Annotated in this window: 13 protein-coding genes and 1 riboswitch; of the genes, 9 read left to right on the top strand and 4 right to left on the bottom strand. The window is 41.3% G+C overall.

Annotation, left to right across the window (positions count from 1 at the left end):
* Positions 1-100 precede the first annotated feature (100 nt).
* From ACT3CD_RS12220 to ACT3CD_RS12205, 4 genes are all read right to left on the bottom strand, one after another.
* The gene (locus tag ACT3CD_RS12220; protein WP_444645917.1) at positions 101-3,133 is read right to left on the bottom strand and encodes a BNR-4 repeat-containing protein; all 3,033 of its coding nucleotides are present in this window, start codon (positions 3,131-3,133) and stop codon (positions 101-103) included.
* A 1,470-nt stretch (positions 3,134-4,603) separates the two neighbouring features.
* Complete coding sequence (locus ACT3CD_RS12215; protein WP_444645916.1) at positions 4,604-6,940, bottom strand: TonB-dependent receptor; 2,337 nt, start codon at positions 6,938-6,940, stop codon at positions 4,604-4,606.
* A gap of 85 nt (positions 6,941-7,025) precedes the next feature.
* Positions 7,026-7,811 carry a LuxR C-terminal-related transcriptional regulator gene (locus ACT3CD_RS12210; protein ID WP_444645915.1) on the bottom strand — a complete coding sequence of 262 codons (786 nt, stop codon included), beginning with the start codon at positions 7,809-7,811 and terminating at the stop codon, positions 7,026-7,028.
* A 293-nt stretch (positions 7,812-8,104) separates the two neighbouring features.
* Complete coding sequence (locus ACT3CD_RS12205; protein WP_444645914.1) at positions 8,105-8,503, bottom strand: bacteriohemerythrin; 399 nt, start codon at positions 8,501-8,503, stop codon at positions 8,105-8,107.
* 406 nt (positions 8,504-8,909) lie between these two features.
* Positions 8,910-9,110: riboswitch (cobalamin riboswitch) on the top strand.
* A 125-nt stretch (positions 9,111-9,235) separates the two neighbouring features.
* Between ACT3CD_RS12205 and ACT3CD_RS12200 the strand changes: the two genes are divergently transcribed.
* The 9 genes from ACT3CD_RS12200 (at position 9,236) to cbiB (ending at position 20,068) form a co-directional block, all read left to right on the top strand.
* Positions 9,236-11,422 (top strand): TonB-dependent receptor, encoded by a 2,187-nt coding sequence (locus tag ACT3CD_RS12200; protein ID WP_444645913.1) that lies wholly within the window; start codon positions 9,236-9,238, stop codon positions 11,420-11,422.
* A gap of 276 nt (positions 11,423-11,698) precedes the next feature.
* The gene (locus ACT3CD_RS12195) at positions 11,699-12,505 is read left to right on the top strand and encodes a sirohydrochlorin cobaltochelatase (protein ID WP_444645912.1); all 807 of its coding nucleotides are present in this window, start codon (positions 11,699-11,701) and stop codon (positions 12,503-12,505) included.
* Positions 12,489-13,613: an ABC transporter substrate-binding protein gene (locus tag ACT3CD_RS12190; RefSeq protein WP_444645911.1), complete on the top strand. Its 1,125-nt coding sequence runs from the start codon at positions 12,489-12,491 to the stop codon at positions 13,611-13,613. Before ACT3CD_RS12195 ends, ACT3CD_RS12190 begins: the two co-directional genes overlap by 17 nt.
* On the top strand, positions 13,610-14,671 hold the full coding sequence (locus tag ACT3CD_RS12185; protein WP_444645910.1) for a FecCD family ABC transporter permease: 1,062 nt from the start codon (positions 13,610-13,612) through the stop codon (positions 14,669-14,671). Before ACT3CD_RS12190 ends, ACT3CD_RS12185 begins: the two co-directional genes overlap by 4 nt.
* A complete protein-coding gene (locus ACT3CD_RS12180) occupies positions 14,671-15,693 on the top strand; it encodes an ABC transporter ATP-binding protein (protein WP_444645909.1) in 1,023 nt (340 codons plus the stop codon). The genes ACT3CD_RS12185 and ACT3CD_RS12180 overlap by 1 nt, the downstream gene beginning before the upstream one ends.
* Positions 15,690-16,652: a nitrilase-related carbon-nitrogen hydrolase gene (locus ACT3CD_RS12175; protein ID WP_444645908.1), complete on the top strand. Its 963-nt coding sequence runs from the start codon at positions 15,690-15,692 to the stop codon at positions 16,650-16,652. Before ACT3CD_RS12180 ends, ACT3CD_RS12175 begins: the two co-directional genes overlap by 4 nt.
* Positions 16,645-18,126, top strand: a complete 1,482-nt coding sequence (locus ACT3CD_RS12170) for a cobyric acid synthase (RefSeq protein WP_444645907.1) — start codon at positions 16,645-16,647, stop codon at positions 18,124-18,126. Before ACT3CD_RS12175 ends, ACT3CD_RS12170 begins: the two co-directional genes overlap by 8 nt.
* On the top strand, positions 18,123-19,133 hold the full coding sequence (locus tag ACT3CD_RS12165; protein WP_444645906.1) for an aminotransferase class I/II-fold pyridoxal phosphate-dependent enzyme: 1,011 nt from the start codon (positions 18,123-18,125) through the stop codon (positions 19,131-19,133). Before ACT3CD_RS12170 ends, ACT3CD_RS12165 begins: the two co-directional genes overlap by 4 nt.
* Positions 19,124-20,068: an adenosylcobinamide-phosphate synthase CbiB gene (cbiB, locus tag ACT3CD_RS12160; protein ID WP_444645905.1), complete on the top strand. Its 945-nt coding sequence runs from the start codon at positions 19,124-19,126 to the stop codon at positions 20,066-20,068. The genes ACT3CD_RS12165 and cbiB overlap by 10 nt, the downstream gene beginning before the upstream one ends.
* Positions 20,069-20,072 lie beyond the last annotated feature (4 nt).

Genomic DNA, 20,072 nt, shown 5'->3' with positions numbered 1-20,072 from the left:
AAAGGGTGTCCAAAATTGGGCACCCTTTTTTTATAAAAAATTACATTATACTCACCGCTATAACCTCTCCAAATAAATTAATTATTTCAATTGCCAAATTTTAAGAGATGCGAGAAGGGGGTAATAACTGACTAATCAAAGCGTTTTGATGTTGCATGACAGGATTTGGATAAATAGAAAAACTGCTGTCCTCCTCCACCTCCGTCATTGAAGTTGGTTGAGCCGATTGCTCAGAAACTATTTCATCGGCCGACAAAGCAATATCATACAAAACCACATCGTCGATAGTCCCCTTGATATCAATATTGTCACCTGCAACTGAAGTATCCCACCATTGCGTGCGACCAATATAGTTTCTGGTGTCGGCTCCTATATTGGTTAACTGATACGGCTCATAACTTATAGCCGTGCTGCTTGCCGTCTCAACTCCATTTAGATAAATTTTTGTCACTTTCGTTTTCGCATCAAAAGTAACCGCCAACTTTGCTTCCTGATTAACAGTAAGGCTTGTTGATGAATTGATAAGCGTTGTTGAATTACCATTATACTTATAGCCTGCCGAAAAAGCATCTGCTCTTAAAAAAATACTGTTTGAGCTGGCTGAACCAAAGTCGAAAATACGCGGTTGAGTCGATAAACTTGAGAACTTTACTCGTGCTAAAAACGAAAAACTACGCATGGTATTTAAAGTTCCTTCAGGAACGATAGCATACCCATTTGTTGAAAAGCCACCAGGCGTATTTGCGGTTAAATCTAAAACGCCATTTATTTGTGAATTTCCCATTATACGCGCATCCCGGCCATTACCCGACCTATCCTGCACATAACGGGCCTCATTATTTATGTACTCATCAGCAGCCTCAAACGTATATTTTAACATTATGTTGTTTTCGATATTGCGAGGCCAAACAATTGCTTCAAAATTTTTTGATTCACCATTAATGGTTGCAGTTAGTAAAACAGGAGTCTTGGTTTGAGGCAGATTTACCAAACCAGTATTGCTTATTACTGAAATATTATCAGAGGTCCAACTAATAATATTACCTGATTCAGAAGTCGCATCAAGTACAATATCGGTATAAATATTTTCAGGCACGACTAACGACGCCAGTTCAACCTGACTTAACAAACTGTTATCCAAAGTATAACTAAGGCTCGTTTCAGTCAGTTTTTTAACTTCTTCTTGTGACAAGGGACGATTAAACACCTTGCAATCTTCAATCCATCCATTAAATCCACCCAGTGTGACATCGTCAAGGCTAAGGCCTTCGGCCTCGATAACCTGATCTATCAGACCATTACGATACACCGTTAATAAAGTACCATCATAACTTAATGTTAAGTTAAAATATTTAAGTTTGGTTGGTGTCCACCAAACACCGCCCGTACTGCGATTCTTCGTTTGCCAAACATCAGAGGTCCCCAAAAGATTCGTGCTGTTATACACAATATCTCCAACAACGGTATATGGCTTTAAAGAAGATTTATCAAGACCAACGGTAATATTTCCCATTTTAAAAATATCCCCTTCGTAGGCACCTTCATATATATAAGGAGAGATAGATATAGAAAAGAGGGTCGCATCAGAAACATTCAAAGTTGCAGAAGTTTCGTCAGTACAAACCAAAACCCCACTTTGTGTAGTAGCTGAGCCCTCAACAGTCCCATCAAATTCTTCATCTAAAACAATTCCACTTGCTAAATCAACATTCCCGGTAGCTAAAGCAATATCGCTATGAATAGCGGTTGAAAAACCTTTAGGACGAGCTGAACTAACAATCCAATCATAATAATTACCATGCATCCAAACAAGCTTTAATGGGCTGTCGCCGGAATTGGTAACAATATATGGTCGCACATTATTCAACGTTGAATTTTGGGTTATTTGTTCATTTGATACAACAACACCATCACCATCGAGGGTATATTTAATTATTTCATAGACTTCGCCCGATGCACCTGTAACCGGTACAGAACAATAAACATTATTTGGTGTACCATCGTCAATGGCCATTCCTGCACTATAGCACATCTCTAAACCGTCTGTCTGATGAAAATGACCACCCCCATTTGCCAGAAATGTTTTTCGCCATTCGCTGCCAGTCCACTTGGCGTAATAGTAATTATGTGAAGTTTTATCACCACTTATCTGAACCATTGCAATCACAGGGTTACCATCAGAATCGAGGGCCGTTTGCCAGACCCAGTCGCGCTGATTTGTCGGTTTATCAACAACAACTAATGGATAATCAACCGGAAAACTGGTTTTATTAACACTGAATGGACCACTGGAAATCGTTTTTAGCACATTACCATTCACATCCTTCAGTTGTTTACTATTTATATCTATATAATTAAAATAGACATAGTTGGGATATTCATTGTCTGAATGTCCGGTTGTATAAGTCATTAATATTTTATCCTTGCCGTTGGAAGAATATTTACAATATGGTCGTGAACCTGTAGACTGAACCATTTGATAGGGTCCCCAATCAATTACCACTTTATCATCTTCATCAGGAATGGTAAGCCTCGCAATAGTGGGATGCCAGTTAATACCCCGCCAGGTAAGATAGATATGAGTAGGATCATCCGACATAATAAACGGTGACGGATATGTTGTATTTGCCGAAGTTAAAATTTTATACTCGCCCCCCAATGAACTGATATCTCCCGGATTTTTTGATATCCGATAATAAAAACATGCTTCATCGGTATGTCGTGAATAAAAGATCATAATCCTTTCATCGGGTAAAACTAAGAATGAAGGATTATTATGATCATCGGGTTGAAAATAGGAACGTATTAACACTTCGCTGGTTATACCGGTGATAAAATTGTGTTGAGTAGCCTTTATATTGCCATGCACATCGATATACCCAATATAACTACTATTAATCGAACCGCTCTCATTTTCGTAATGAAGAGCCCGGTGATCGGCAAACCAACACCAAGCTCCCTCTTCAGTAACTACATTGCCTTCAAAACGGTCATCTGTTGACACCTTCTTATTAACAAGAAGCTCATCTATAGCACCGTTGGAATTAGCTATTCCACTTGCTATTAATAATAAAAATAATGGAGTAAACAAAAAATACACAACGAATGGAATTCGATTCAATCTGATTTTCATAAATTATATGGTTTATTGAAGTATTCTTAAAAACAATACGCATTTATCTAATTTATACAAGCCAACCCTATCTGCCTTATTGTACTTTTAATTTACTAAACATACCGATTTTAAGATTTTGGTCATTGGGAATTCTTAAAATCCATGAGCTTCCCACATTCATAGTACAAGGTACGAGTAAACTTAACTAGCAAAATTATAAGAACACATAATTAATCGCTCATAATAGGGACTATAATCACGTCAAATTTTCAACAAATCATATTAAAAATTTTCAATAGGCCTCCACTCATTCGTATAAATTTATTTTTATTGGCCATATAGCACCCGCAATAACAGTCACTCCTCTTTACGAAAAACTATTCGCATGCTCGTTTCAGGTAAAATTACTTTTTTAATCTTTAGATTTACCAACGAATCCACAATTGGAAGAATTAGTGCTTGCCCGAAACCGATTGTGGCAGATAAGAATATTTCATTTTTGAAGCTTGCGAAGCCCCCCAAAAAAAATACATTGGTGAAAATACCGCTCTTGAGAGTATACATAACGCAGAAATTATAATTTAGACTCAGACTCGACAGAACCCAGCTACCGAACATCACTTTGGGACAACCATTGGACATTACTTGGGACAACTGACCAAATTATCAACCATTACCAAATGTCTTTTGCTTCCTTTAGTTTATCGGTGTTTGTGTCCTCTTCCCAATCAAACTCAACAGCAACTTCACATTCATTTGCCAGAATGGTCTTAATAGTAAAGTTCTAAAGATGCTTGCCCACCATCGCTTAAACAAATATTATAGTGAGTTTTTATATTTCCCGACATTGGTGTCTGGTAAAAATTTAGAAAAATGATTAAAACCCGGCTTTAATGTGAAAGCCAGAAATTTTAGGAGATATTGGGGTTACTTTCCGCCTCAAGAAATTTCCGTTAAGGAAATTACTTGCAGCGGCGGCATCTTAATATTATTGAATTTTGCTACGTTCGGCATTGTTGCAAACAAGTTTGCACACTGCACTCACTAAACGCAAAATTGTGTTTACTTTTTTTTGCTGTAGCTGGAGCGAAACGGATCATGAATACCATAAAAAAATAATACCTAATAAATAAAAAAGTAAAAGCCCGTTCGGCTTGAGCACTTAAATGGAGAATATATTCTTTACCGGACAATAGTGAAAAAGGATATATTTTTTAGTTAATGCAGCGGAATAACGAGTGATAAAAAATTATTCTATAAGATGAAAAAAGTTTGACTAATTAGTGCCTGTCCATAAAGTCGGGAGTTTAAGCTATAAAGTTCAAATTCAAGGCTTGCGCAGCTCGAAAAATGTGAGTTAACTTCCGTAAATGACCATTTTGAGAGCAAGCGTAACGCAGAAGTTGTACTTTATAGACAGACTCTAAATAGACATAAATCAACAACACAATCTATCCACAAGGTCCATAATTTGATAAAAAGCCACGACTAAAACTCTATTTTGTAGCTTAAATTTGGCAGCATTAATGCTTCTCTTCTTTCATCGACTCGCTGTGTTTGATAATTATATTCAAATGCAGTAAACTCCTTGTAGTTTGTCATATTTATAATCTTCAAAGCAATTTCGTGCGTCGAATTATTTTTGTTCATTTTATAACTGGTCGTAAAATGACTCACAAATGCCGGCAAAAATTGCTTTGAAAAAGCCCTCGATTCATCAAAAACAGGTTCCTGTTCTTTCGCTGATGCATCGGAATTGATGGGCGTATAATGATCCCCACCCTGATAATTAAATCGGATATTTAAGCCTAAAATATTTTGCTCATAACGCCCCACTTGCCACTCTTTTCCCATAAGAAAATTAAACGTAAAATTTCTATCGAAACGCGTATCTCTCAAAACATTGTCGCCTCCTTTGTATTGCGACTTAAACACTGATGCTGTTATCATATAATAATAACCATGTGACATATATTTCTCAAGCGTCATATCAACACCATAATTTTGACCAATACCATCATTTTGCAATTTCTCATTAAAAAACCAATCGTTTTGTTGATTAATTATTGAAAAAGAACTGTCGGCAATTACCGGTACATTAAACAAATACTGATAATAGGATTCTACTTTTAAATGAGTAGACTCTGAAAGATTTAAATCATAGCCCAATACCAGATGATGCGATTTTTCAAAGTCGAGGTCTTTATTGATGGCTTCATTTCCATACAGACTATTTTTGATGAAATAATAATTCAGACGTTCCAAACGACTGTGCAGCCCATAAGCAAAACTCAATGCTTGCGTCGGCGAAAACTGATATCTGAAACCAACACGAGGCTCAATCGTGTAATGATTGTTGAGCGTGAAGACCTGACCATTTACGCCCACATTCATGGTTAATCCTTCCGAAAAGTTAATTGTAGAATTACTGAAAGCAGACAACAAGGTGCTAAAACCATTTTCATCTGCAACTGTTTTAAGCGGCGCGCCAAAAACCGAAGCGTTTTTAAGTGAGATATCATACAGTAGCCCAGTGGCAACAAACCCCGTTTTATTAATGTGTTTTGCACTATATTTTGTATTTATAAACGAAGAAAACACAACGGTATAATCCACATTGTTAATCTTATTTTTTGGAAGCAATAGCGCATTATTATTCAATGTTTCGGTTGATAAGTCAAGGCCTTTAGTAGTTGAAGCCAAAATTGTTTTCACAAACCGGTTGTCGCTAATTCTCATTTTGTGGCTGATACCTGCTGCGCTCATATATTGTTTTACCGACTGCGTTTCTTTATCGCTTTCGTATTCCCAATCGGAGATATGTGTTTTTGCATTTGCCCCGGAACCATCAATTAACCCAATGCCCCAGACCGAAAACAGACCCGCCTTTTGGGTTGGCAAATAGAATTTAAACGAAAGGTCCTGATAGGTCGTTCCACCTGCATTTTCAGGTAATAAAGATTCAAGCAACGACAGCGTTGAATAGCGGTAATTAAACAGATAGGAGGAATTACCCCCTTTTTTTAAAGGACCTTCTGACGCGGCATCAATACCTAAAAGGCCCAGTTGAAAAGTCCGCTCCGGCCTCTTATTATTTCCATTGCGCATAAAAAGGTCGAACACACCCGAAATAGCATTGTTATATTCGGCTGGCATTGCACCCGAAAAAAAATCTGAGTTAGCTAACAATTGACTACTTAGGGCGGTTAATCCGCCACCCCCAAAAGCACTTAAATCGGCAAAATGGTTGGGATTTGGAATTTCAACCCCTTCCATTTTCCATTGTAGCGACTGCGGACTGTTGCCACGAACCACAATGGCATTATTACTTACATTACTTGATACCCCGGCAAAAGAAGATACCAAACGCGCCGGGTCATCAAATCCACCAGCATAGCGCTGTGCCTCGTCAACACTTAACATTTTGGCACTTACCGATGCCATTCTGTTTATGGGTTGTTGCTTATTTACACGCGGTTTAATGGTTACTTCCGAAAGCGAATTAACCGTTTCCTTCAATGTAATATTAAAGAATAGCTCTTTCCCCGATGAGACCTGTATCTCTTTCAGGGCATACGATTCATAACCTATCATTGAAATTTGCATGTTGTACCTGCCAATACTGACATTTTCAATCGTAAAATGACCGGCCTCGTCTGTCACGGTGCCATAATTGGTATTTAGCAATACCACATTAACATAAGGCAAAGGGGTGCCGGAAGCATTGTCAAATACGGTCCCCCGAATGGTTTGAGTGGGTAATTGTGCCGGTATAGGAGCAATTGCAAACGACAAAAAAAAGACGACTAAAAAAATCCTCATCATATAAATACACTTTAATTTGGGTTGAAAACACAAAGTTCAACCCAAAAGAGGTATTATACAATACTGATATATCAGTAGTGGAGAGTTACAACAATCCATATTTTGAAGCAAAAATGACCGCTTCCATTGAATTATTCGCACGTAATTTTTTTAAAACTCGTTGGCGATGCGTATTAACGGTATTTAAACTAATATTTAATTTTGCTGATATTTCTTTACTTAAAAGACCCTCCTTAACCATTTTTAGAATTTGTATTTCCCGATTGGTTAACCCTAAATTGACCATCTCACTACTTTTCGCTTCTATATCGAAAGGGAGTATTTTACCCGTCTTGAAATCGAACAATTGACTTTTCATTTCTTCACTGATTTCCTGATTGGGAGAGATATCGATAATACTTAATGTTAACCAAATATTTCCATAATTATCTAATTGTAACACCTGTTGCTGTTCAATAACTCTTACATATTTATTTTCGGCATTCAATATTCGGTATTCGCTGATCAATTTGTAATTGGTTTTTTCATCATCGGAAAATTGATAAAACAGCTTAAGCAGCAAAATGCCGTTTTGCATCATCCCGGCATAATCTTCATGATGAATTTTATGATCCCAAAAATCGTGACTTTTTTTTATAATTTCGCTTAAATCGTATCCAAGAGAACTACCAAAATTAGGCGAATAAAAGATGTGTGATTTTTTATACATATCAAAAACACTAACACCGCAATTGGCATGGTCTGCCAATATTTGCAACATTGATTTTTGATGATCAAAACCAACATAATCTAATTCGTCTGCAACAAACTGTTGTTGGTTCAACAGCTTTAAATATGCTGCTGAAATATCACTTTGCGATTTGCTTGTCATAAAATACGAATGGTTTATTTTAGCTGTGTTAAACTCACGCAACGCAAAAATGGTAAATTGAATCAGTTATGCCAAATTTCGAAACAGGCACCTTATAAATTAAGAGTACTCACCCAAAGACGCCGGTGACAAATAAAAAAGCTTCATATTCAAGACCTGCGAAACTATAAATAATATTAAAAGAAACCCTGGAATGATTATTCCAGGGACAAACAGATTAGGCAATCAAAAAAAACAACGCCTTACAGGGGGCCATCCATCATCGGGTCGCCTAAAAGGATACGGCCCAAATATTATTTAATCATCGTAACCAAATAAGCCTTCAATTGTCGGTCGGGCAAATCAGAATGATCTGTAAAACGATTGTTTAAATAATCAACCAACTCATGGTAATCGATCATATCGGCATTGAAAGCGCAAATTATATCAGCCAGATCCCGCATCAATTCGGTATGCTCCTTTTTATGCTCGTCGTAATATGGGAAATCGGTGAACAGCATCAGATTTTCCTCACTGGTGAAGTGAAAATCAATAAATTTGTATAATTCTGATATCAACTGAGAGATCCTTTTATTACCCTGCTTTGTAATAAAAGCCTCATCAATCAATCGAATGGTCCGATGCAGTATATCATGTTCCTGATCAATTATCCGAACCTCTTCATGTGTAATTGTGTTGCTGGTAGCTATCATAAATTAAATGTTCTTGGTGTTAAACCCTCAATTCAATGTCAAAAATAGACCTGCATATTAAGAGTGTCAATGGCCTTTTGTCGACTGTCGTCTTTTTTTACACCAATAAACCCAAACGATAGATTAACAGCATAAGCCGGGAAACTAATGCATCACAAAAACGTTTTTATCAGGAAAAATCAGTCTGCCAAAAAGCGCCGGGGCAGATAAGAAAGCTTCCTTTGGAAGACTTGTACAGCTCAAAAAGAATGAATTTTGGCCATAATGGAAATTAGATGTGAATTTTCCCCCATAAATGATCATTTTGAGGGAAACATAACGCAGAAGACGGATTTTTCTTGCAAATACGACTAAAGGAAACATTGAATTTCCCATCTAAAAAAATTGAAATGTCATAAAAATAGATATTTTTGTACAACTTTTTGGTGATTGTTCCGGTTTCGCCGTGAACAATAAAAGGGAACCCTGTGTAAATCAGGGGCTGTACCCGCAGCTGTAAGCTCTTAAAAGAGTTTGGATCTATTTCGCCACTGTCTGAATATAAAAAGATGGGAAGGCGATCCAAACAGGAGTAAGTCAGAAAACCTGCCAAAAAATAACTATTCATCATTTTGCTTCCGGGTAAGAAGTTAATGCTGTACATTCTTATTGTTCAACATTATTTTTTCATTTCAACAACGCTGTTGAAAAAGGACGCAAGGTGTAATTGTTTAATAATTAAATAATTAAACCATGCAAAAAATGAATTGGCACATCGCTGGCCTTCTGTTTCTAGTGGCCCATAAACTATGTGCTCAAAACCCATCCTTGGTTGGTCACGTAACCAACCAGGAATCGAACCAACCCCTGACCGACGCCAACATCTACATTCCGGGAACGACATTGGGGACCATCACCGACCAAAACGGACAATTCATCCTCCGTAACATCAAGGCAGGCACCTATGAGGTGGTGGTATCATGTTTGGGCTATCACCGTTTTAAGCAGGAGATGCTTATCCGCGAAGCCCAAAATGAATTTAACTGTTCACTGAAGCCTTCCAACAACACCCTGGGAGAAGTGGTAGTTACCGGAACAGGAACACCACACCACTTAAAAAATGCGCCTGTTCAAACCGAACTGATCGACAAAAAACTAATTAACCAAATTGGGCCATCCAACTTTACGGATCTAATGCTGGGTGTAAGTCCATCATTCGATTTCAATCCAGGAGCTATGGGGCCTTTCATGCAATTAAACGGTCTGGGCAACGATTACATTCTGGTTTTAATTGATGGTAAACGGATGTATGGCGACATTGGCGGACAGAGTGACTTAAACCGCATTAACCCTTTAAATATCGAACGCATAGAAATTGTGAAAGGCGCTTCCTCAGCCCTATACGGGTCGGAAGCCATTGCCGGCGTCATCAACATAATCACAAATAAAAAGTCCCCAAAAAACGCAATCACCACCCAAAATAGAGTGGGCAGCTACGGCGAATGGATTATGCACAACAACCTCGACCTCCACATAGGTAAGCTATCATCAACCACCTCCTTCGACCGAAAAACAACCGACGGATGGCAGATCAGCCCCTACGAATCAGACGGTAATGAACTGGTTGAGACGGACGCCATGACACAAAATGCGTCCAAAGACTACACCTTCAGCCAAAAACTGAACTATGCCCTGTCGCAAAAAATAAATATATATCTTTTGGGATCCAAATATGAGCGGGATGTACAACGACCACTAACCGTGGGTAAATATGGATACTTTTACAGCGACTTCAGCTATGGTGCAGGAGCAGAGTACCTCCTGAGGAAAACCAATAAGATCACTCTCGACTGGAACTCCGACCGGTTCAAATATTACTACAAATATAACCAAACATCAGGCGATTATGTGGCCGGCAACCTAAGCAAACAAACCCAGCAGTTACGCAACGCCCTTAACCTGAAAAGCATTTTTAAACTATCTGATCACCACCTGTTATCGGTTGGAGGCGAGTATGTGATGGAAGAGCTTGAATCGGAAGGCCGCTTGCCGGAAGAAACTGCCGATGCATATACTCTGGCTCTTTATGCCCAGGATGAAATAAACGTCATCAATAACTTATCCATGGTGGTAGGCGGTCGTTTGGTAAAACACCAAACATTTGGCAATGCTTTCACCCCAAAAATATCAGCACTGTATAAATCAGGAAACTTAAACATCAGAGGAACCTATGCCAAAGGCTTTAAAGCTCCAACGTTAAAAGAGCTCTACTACCATTACGAAAAAAGAGGTACGCTTTATCTGGGAAACCCTGATCTGGACCCACAAACGTCCAACTACTATGCGCTCTCAACAGAGTTTATTGTTAATCAACTCTCCTTCAGTCTCACCGGATATCTAAACGACGTAAAAAATCTGATCGATTATCAAACAACGGAGACCTCGGACGAAAATTTAGCCAATGGAATTACAACAACCCGCTGTCATTATAACATTAACAGTGCTGCAACAAAAGGTCTCGATTTTATTTTCAATGCAAATATCGGTGCCGGATTCTCCCTCGGAGGTGGTTACAGTTATGTAGATGCACAGAACCAAACCGATGACATACCTCTGGAAGGGGTCGCTCAAAATTATGGCAACGTCAGAATCGGCTACCGCCACAACTGGAATAAATATCGTTTATCCGCAAATCTGAATTGTCGCTTTCAGGACGAAAAATTTTTCGACGACGAATACGGCAATGCCAAGGCTTACAACATCTATAAATTAACAACAATGCACCATTTTACAAACTGGAGACCATTCTCTTTTGATGTCTCTGCCGGCATTGACAATCTTCTCGATTATGTAGACAACAGACCTTACAAATCCCATTACGGAACAATCAGCCCGGGCCGGTCTTATTTTATCAGCTTGCTGATTAATGTTGCCAAATAAAATGGTGGTTGCATTTATGACTGTATAGTGTTTGTCTATAAAGTCAACTACTTCATCAGGCTTGTATTTGAAGTTTATATTTCAAGCACTTAGTTTATGGACAGACACTATAATAATATATAAACACAGATGAAACGAGCCATGGGAATTGATTCACAAACAGAAGGATGCTTATCCTGGCGAGTTCCATATGACAACTGAAAAACAAATTATAAACATATGAAAACGCGATTAACACTAACTATATTACTAATTTTCAGCCTAATATCAAGCAGTATGGCGAACACACAAAATACGCAAACCGGCATATTACTCGTCTCGTTTGGCACCAGCTATGCCAATGCCAGAATCGCGTTCAACAATATTGAAAAACAAGTAAAAATAGCATTCCCTGATACAGAAATCCGGTGGGCTTTTTCTTCTGCTTTTATTCGAAAAAAATTAAAATCCAGTGGAATACAAATTAATTCGCCCGAAGAAGCGTTGGTCAAAATGGCCAACGACGGCTTTCAAAAAATAGCGGTGCAATCGTTACACATCATACCGGGGGAAGAATATGAAAAACTGCATCAATCAGTGACCATGTTTAATCAGTTACCAGACTATCCCATTATTAAGTTAGCTCCTCCCCTTCTGTATTCGCACGCCGACCTCGAACAATTTAGTCAGGGCATACACGAGATAATAACACCGGATGATAAAAAGAATGAAGCCTTCGTTTTTATGGGTCATGGCACCAATCACACTTCAAATATCTATTACCCCGGTTTACAATATTATTTGAACCAACAATCGTCGCAATATATCCTGGGTACCATAGAAGGCTATCCGGGCCTACCGGAGGTGATGACGCGGCTGGCTAAAAAAAATATCAAAGAAATAAAACTGATGCCGCTCATGTCGGTCGCCGGCGACCACGCCCAAAACGACATGGCAGGACCACAGCCCGACAGTTGGAAATCAATACTTGAAAAGGAAGGATACCAAGTGACCCTGTCCATGCATGGCTTGGCTGAATACAATCAAATAGTGGCTATCTGGATCAATCATTTAAATAAAATCATGGATGAACTGGAAAAATAGACTCATAAATCTGATAAGCAGTGCTTGTCTGCTGATCGCCTGCCTAACCCATCCGTCCAAAGCCATCGATGCAGATAAAGACACTCAGCTTCTTCCGCTGGAATACGCCAAGGGTTTTCAAATAGAGGAGAATGAGTCTGAAAAGATTCTGAAAATTTATACTCTGAATGATGACAAGAAACAGGCTGAAGTATTTCACCTCATCGACACCAAAAACCAATGCACCCCAAAAGATGCCAATGTCATTCCGGTACCTTGCAAAAGGATTATATGCCTGTCATCAACACAGTTAACCTATTTTTTTGCGCTTGACGACATCGATGATATAGTGGCAATAAACAGCAGCCGCCATCTGTTTCACAAAGAGATGAACCGCAGAATAGAGGAACATCTGGTAAAACAAGTCGGCAAAGAAGGCCATTTTAACACCGAGTTAATCGCCAGTCTCAATCCGGATGTCATCTTTGTATCACCCTTTAAAACCGGCGGTTTTGATGCTTTAAAAAGTCTGGGATTCCCGCTTGTACCCATGGCAGCTTACGAAGAAGAGACTCCTTTGGGCCGGGCCGAATGGGTAAAAATGATTGCCGCTTTTATTGGCAAACAGACAGAAGCCGACTCCCTCTTTAATGCCGTGGCCGAGAGGTATAATTCACTCAAACAACTGGCAGCAAACGTCGAAAACCGGCCAACAGTTTTTTCGGGCAAGATGCGCTCGGGCACCTGGTATGTACCGGGAGGCGACAGCTTTTACGCCCACTATTTCAGAGATGCCGGCGCCACATACATCTTTAAAGACAAAAAGAAAGCCGCTCATCCACTGGATTTTGAGACCGTATATGCCACAGCAGCCAACTGCGACTATTGGCGGATATTACTGCCCGAACCGCTGGCATACAACAAACAATCAATGAAGAGTGAAGACCCGCGCTATGCCGATTTCAAAGCCTTTAACAACAACTGTGTTTTTGTCTGCAACATACGCGAAGTGCCCTACTATGAACAAAATGCCATGAAACCCGATGTGGTGCTGTCTGACTACATTCACTTTTTACACCCGGAGCTGCTGCCCAACTATCACCCTTATTTTTACAAGCAACTGAAATGAGCTGTAACAAAATCCATATCAATCTGCCGCAACCCTTCCTATTGTTAGGGATGCTCCTTCTTTTGTGCCTCTTTTTTATCTTAAACCTGGCCCTGGGGTCGGTGACCATACCATTGCGCGAAGCCTTTCAAATTTTGACGGGACATGGCAGCAACAACATCATTCTTGAAAACATTCTGATTCGCACTCGTCTGCCACAGGCAATGGTGGCGTTGAGTACCGGCATGGCATTGGGCGTGGCCGGACTGTTAATGCAAACCCTTTTTCGCAATCCATTGGCAGGCCCCTCGGTACTGGGAATCTCATCGGGCGCCAGTCTGGGTGTTGCCTCCGTTTTGTTGGTTGCCGGACAATTTTTCGGGTTTTCGTTTGGCCAAATTGGTGCGTGGGGCCATCTGGCAGTGACCATCGCATCATTAGCCGGCGCCATGGCCGTTTTAGCCATCATCCTTTTTATCTCCAAAAATATTGGCGGTACCCTGGGGGTCTTAATAATCGGGGTCATGATTGGTTATCTCTCCAACTCGTTGGTGGGGATCTTAAAATTTTACAGCCTCGAAGAGGATGTTCACAACTATGTCATCTGGGGTCTGGGCAGCTTCAGCCGCTTGTCGTTGCAGCGAGCTCAATGGTTTACCATGTTTATCCTGCCCCTGTCATTGGCATCACTCTTTCTGTCAAAACCCCTGGACTTATTGGCATTGGGCGACAATTATGCCCGCAACCTGGGACTAAAAATTTCCCGGGCACGGTTCATCACCATCCTCGCATCTGGCATCTTAACCGCTATTGTAACAGCTTTTTGCGGCCCAATCATATTTATTGGGATGGCCGTTCCTCATCTGGCAAAAATGATTTCACACACTTCCAATCATTTCAGGCTGATTCTTAACACCTCTGTTCTGGGAGGCATCATTGCTTTACTTTGCAACCTCATTGCCCGGTTACCGGGCCTCGACAGTGAACTGCCTATAAACTCGGTAACAGCTTTTGTGGGCGCCCCCGTAGTTATTTCCGTTATCTGGAAACGAAGAAGAGACAATCAAACAGAACGCTGATGGAAAAATCCAAACACATAAAGATATCCCAATTATCCGTTGGCTATCCCCACGGAAAGATGACCAACTACGTCGCCTCTAATCTCAATGCCACCATGCGTCAGGGCGAACTGGTTTGCCTGTTGGGTGCCAATGGCGCCGGAAAAAGCACGCTACTACGAACCATTTGCAACTTTCAACCCCATTTGTCGGGCGAAATAACCATTCAGAATAAGTTGTTGACACACCTTTCAGAAAAGGAGATCTCAAAAATGATAAGTGTTGTTTTAACCGACCGGATAATCGTTCCCAATGCCACCATCTACGAATTGGTCTCCTATGGCAGAAGCCCTTACTCAGGAATGTTTGGCCGACTCACCCCGAAAGACAAACAGATTATTAACGAGGCCATTGAACAATGTGGTATTGCACATAAAAAAGAGGCTTTACTTTCGTCCATCAGCGATGGTGAACGACAAAAAGCATTTATTGCCAAGGCATTGGCACAAAACACGCCCATCATCATACTGGATGAACCCACCGCCTTTCTCGACCTCCCGGCACGTGTTGAGATCATTCAGCTGCTGCGACAAATAGCCTCCCACGCCGGAAAATCGGTATTACTGTCGACACACGATCTGGATCTGGCCTTACAGATGGCCGATCATCTGTGGCTATTACCCCAGGGAGGCCCACTTATCACCGGCAGTCCCGAAGATCTGCTATTAAAAAATGCTTTCCAAAAGCTCTTTCAAAACAAAGGCATCGAATTCGACACCAACACCGGATTATTTAGAGTAGAATACGAGCATTTCCAAAAACTACCGGTAAAAGGACATGGCTTTGAATACGTCCTGCTCCGACGGGCCTTTGCCCGCAGAGGCATCAAAACCACGGGCATGAATGACAACCCGGAATTATGGATTCAGATCAGCAAAAACGGACACAGTGCCTTTCAATTATTTAAAGAAAAGAAGCATCTGGCCACAGAAATATCAGTTGAAAAAATTGTAGAAATAACCATGAATCATCTAAACCAATGAAAATAGCGGCAGCTTATATACACGCCATTCCCGGAGATATCACGGCCAATTTAAACCAGACATTGACGCTGCTGCAACAGCTTGATAAAGAAGGAATCGGCTTTGTTTTATTCCCCGAACTGAGCATTACTGGCTATGCTACGGCAAAACAAGATATTGCCCTGGCACTATTGCAAGAAGAGGCCGTATTGCAACAATTGACCGGATTCTCAAAAAGCTCAAATCTCTCTTTTGCCGTCGGATATCCGCAACAGCACAACGAACAGTTCTTCATTGCGCACTATCTCTTCACAAAGGGAAAGATAGCAGGCATTCACCAAAAAAGTCATTTGGGGCCCAATGAAAAAAGCACTTTTTCGGAAGGAGATGAATTATCCGTTTTCCAGACAGGGCCACTCAAAATAGGCATGCAACTCTGTTTCGAGACCCATTTCCCCGAAATCAGCTATGCACAAGCCCGGCAAGGCGCCAACCTGCTGGCCATGGCATTTGCGTCGCCCAACGAAACCGCGACTGAAAAATCGGAACGTTTTAAACGCTATTTGTGTGCACGAGCCTACGACAACGCCTGTTATGTAATGGCGTGTAACCTTTCGGGGAGCACTGCCCGCGGGGCACATCTGCCTGGACTGGCAATGATCATCGACCCCAAAGGCAACATTTTGGCAGAAACCCAGAAGACTGGCAGCGGGTACTGCGTAGCCGACTTTTCCACCGAAAAACTTAATCGCATCTTTCAATCAAAAATGGCCTGGTTTAATCATTTTAAAAGGGATCAATTTCTAAATGATGCTTGCAAGAAAAATCCAAATACTGCGTTATGCTTGTCCTCAAAATGGTCATTTACCAGAGTAAACTCATATTTTTCGGACTTCGCAAGCCTTGTATTTGAACATTTCTTATCAAGCACCCAAAATCGAGAACTTTTCTTACAAGACCAAAATAAATTTTATGACTAACCGAAAAAAGACAATACGCAACCTAATGTTAGTTGGAACCGGCTCTGATGTGGGAAAGAGTGTACTGGCAACCGCCTTTTGCCGTATTTTTCGGGAAGACGGCTATCATCCGGTTCCCTTCAAATCGCAAAACATGTCGCTCAACAGCTTTGTAACCACCAATGGAGGAGAAATCGGTCGTGCACAGGCAGTTCAAGCTGAAGCCTGTGGTATTGATTGTCATACCGACATGAACCCGGTACTACTCAAACCCAGTTCCGACAAGACGGCACAAGTCATTTTAAATGGTAAAATATTTGGTAATTACTCTGCCGGCAGCTATTTCAGAGGTGAAATAAAAGAGTTGCTATTTACAGAAGCAATGAACGCCTTCCGCCGACTCTCCCCAAAATACAACCCCATTGTTATTGAAGGTGCGGGAAGCATTTCGGAGTTAAACCTAAAAAATAACGACATCGCCAACATGAAAGTGGCCCTCACCACCAATACACCGGTCATCTTAGTGGCCGACATAGAGCGAGGCGGGGTATTTGCCAGCATCTATGGCTCCATTCAATTGCTCGCCCCTGAAGAACGGCAGCTCATAAAAGGCATCATCATCAACAAATTCAGAGGTGACATACATCTGTTCGACGAAGGGAAAAAAATAATTGAAGACCTTACCGCAATTCCGGTATTGGGCATCATCCCGACATTCAACCACATTCAAATTGAAGAGGAAGATTCTGTCTCTCTGGAAAGAAAAGCGACCTTTGCCAACGACAATAAAATAAATATTGCGGTTGTTCTTTTAAGGCGTCTCTCCAACTTCACCGATTTTGGGCGGCTGGAACACGACGAAAGAGTGCAACTCTATTACACCAACAACCCCACGGAATTAAAAAAAGCCGACATCATAATTATTCCAGGCTCCAAAAACACCATTGCCGATTTAATTGAACTAAAGCGAAATGGCGTAGCGGCTGAACTTTCGCGCCTGGCACGGGCAGGGAAAACGGTTATCGGCATCTGTGGCGGTTTCCAGATGATGGGTCAACGCATTGAGGATCCCAACGAGACTGAAGGTCAAATAAAAGCCGTCCCCGGCTTAAACATTTTGCCGGTCACCACCATTCTCGAAGAAGAAAAACAAACGATACGCAGCTCGTTTTACTATAAGAACAACAACGACCTCTGTTCCGGCTACGAAATTCATATGGGAAAAACACTTTTGGCATCCGAAGCAATCCCGCTGAATCGACTGGAAAACGGAGATAAAGAAGGTTGTCGCTCGGGCGATAATCTCTGGGGAACCTATATGCACGGCATACTTGATAACCCCATAGTTATAGAAGACCTCCTAACGCCCTTCACAAAAACAAGTCACACCACCGAAGATTACTCTGCTTATAAACAGCGTCAATACCGACTATTGGCCCAACATGTACGCGAAAATTCAGATATGGAAACCATTTATAAAATTCTGGAAGCATGATACACGGGCATGGAGACGATCGACACCTATTTCCCCTGATTCGAATCAACTTCAGTTCGAATGTGAATCCGTATGGACTCAACGAAGGATTGCAGAGCCATCTGAATCGTTGCATCGGTAAATTAACAACCTATCCTGACCCCATGGCTGAGTCACTGGCAAAAACCATTGAGATGCAAAAAGGGTTACCGGCAGGAAGCGTTCTGATGACCAATGGCGCGGTAGAAGCCTTTTATCTGCTGGCCGCCCTGTACCAAAATAAACGATCACTCATTTACACGCCCTCATTTTCCGAATATGAAGATGCCTGCCGGATGTATCACCATTCACTCACCTTCTGCCCCAACACGCTATTTCCCAATGAAGATACCGCAAAATATGACACCATCTGGATCGGAAACCCTAACAATCCGGATGGAAAACTTTTTAATCGTCAGGCGCTGAAAGATATGATATGTGCCCACCCGGACACCTTGTTTATCGTTGATGAAGCATATGTCCAATTCTCCCTCTCGCCCATAACGCTTGAGAACGAAGCCCCTGAATGCGCCAACCTCGTGGTGATCCGCTCACTCACCAAGCGGTTTTCAATTCCCGGCCTTCGCCTGGGATATTTAATAACAACCCCCGGCATGGTGAATCGCCTCAAGAGACTATTGATGCCCTGGCGCATTAACTCACTGGCCATAGAAGCAGGTGAATATTGTTTCTCGAGCCGTTTCTCAGATAACTTTTCTCTATCATATTTACTGGATGAATCCCGTCGTCTTCAGTCAGAAATCAACAGCCTCGATGGTTTCTCGGTCATCCCTTCGGCTACCTCCTATTTTCTGGTGACAGCACCAACAAACGCCCCAGAATTGAAGAGATGGCTCGCTGAGAACTTTAACATTTTAATTCGGGATGCTTCTAACTTCAGAGGCCTGTCGAAGAACCATTTCCGCCTCTCTACCCAGTTGCCCGAAAAAAATAACGTTTTAATTAAAGCCCTGCACGCATGGCGCTAATATTATATCATACCATCGCATTGTGGCTGGGTTTTGCACTCGACAAATTACTGGGCGATCCGCAGTGGTTACCACATCCCATCGTGGCATTCGGAAAAACCATTTCGTTTCTCGAAAAAAAGCTGAATAAAAACACGCACCGGCTTCTTAAAGGGTACGCAGTCACCATTCTGCTGGTGTTCTTCACCTGTGGCCTGTTCTTCACCTTAATCACATTCGCCTTTCAGATCTCACCTTTAGCCGGCATAGCCACCGAAACAATTTTTGTATTTTACGGGTTGGCAGGAACCACATTGGTGAGAGAGGGAAAAGCTGTATTCCGGGCGCTTGACAAGGGTTTGGAAGAAGGACGAAGACAAGTCGCCCGCATTGTTGGACGCGATACCGAAGCTTTAACCAAAAATGAGATACAAGCAGCCACGCTCGAAACGCTGGCCGAAAACCTGAGCGATGGCGTCATTGCCCCGTTATTTTGGTATGCCATTGCAGGAATACCGGGAATGATGACCTATAAAATGGTTAACACTCTGGATTCGATGATTGGCTACAAAAACGATCGGTTCATTCATTTTGGTCGTTTTGCGGCCCGGCTGGACGACGCAGCCAACTATCTGCCAGCCAGAATAACAGCCCTGCTGATGGCCGCCATTAGCGGTAAAAAACGGGCATTCAAATTCATACGCAAATATGGCAGAGCCCATCTCAGCCCCAATGCAGGATATCCTGAAGCAGCGCTGGCCGGCATTTTAAACGTCGTCTTTGGAAGTGCACATCGCTATTTCGGCCAATGGGTTCCCAAACCGCTCATTGGTGAAAACAAAAGAGACTTTGAAAAAAATGATTTACATCAAACCATAAACATCATCAAAAAAACAGAATGGATCTTTATTATTCTAATTTCACTCATTTTTATCGTATTAACCTATTATAAATAACAAA

This window comes from Geofilum sp. OHC36d9, assembly GCF_052400685.1.
In the GTDB taxonomy this organism is placed as follows: Bacteria; Bacteroidota; Bacteroidia; order Bacteroidales; family Marinilabiliaceae; genus CAZHHH01.
The sequence above is the reverse complement of the archived record's forward strand: the minus strand, read 5'-3'. Positions and strand labels throughout refer to the sequence as shown.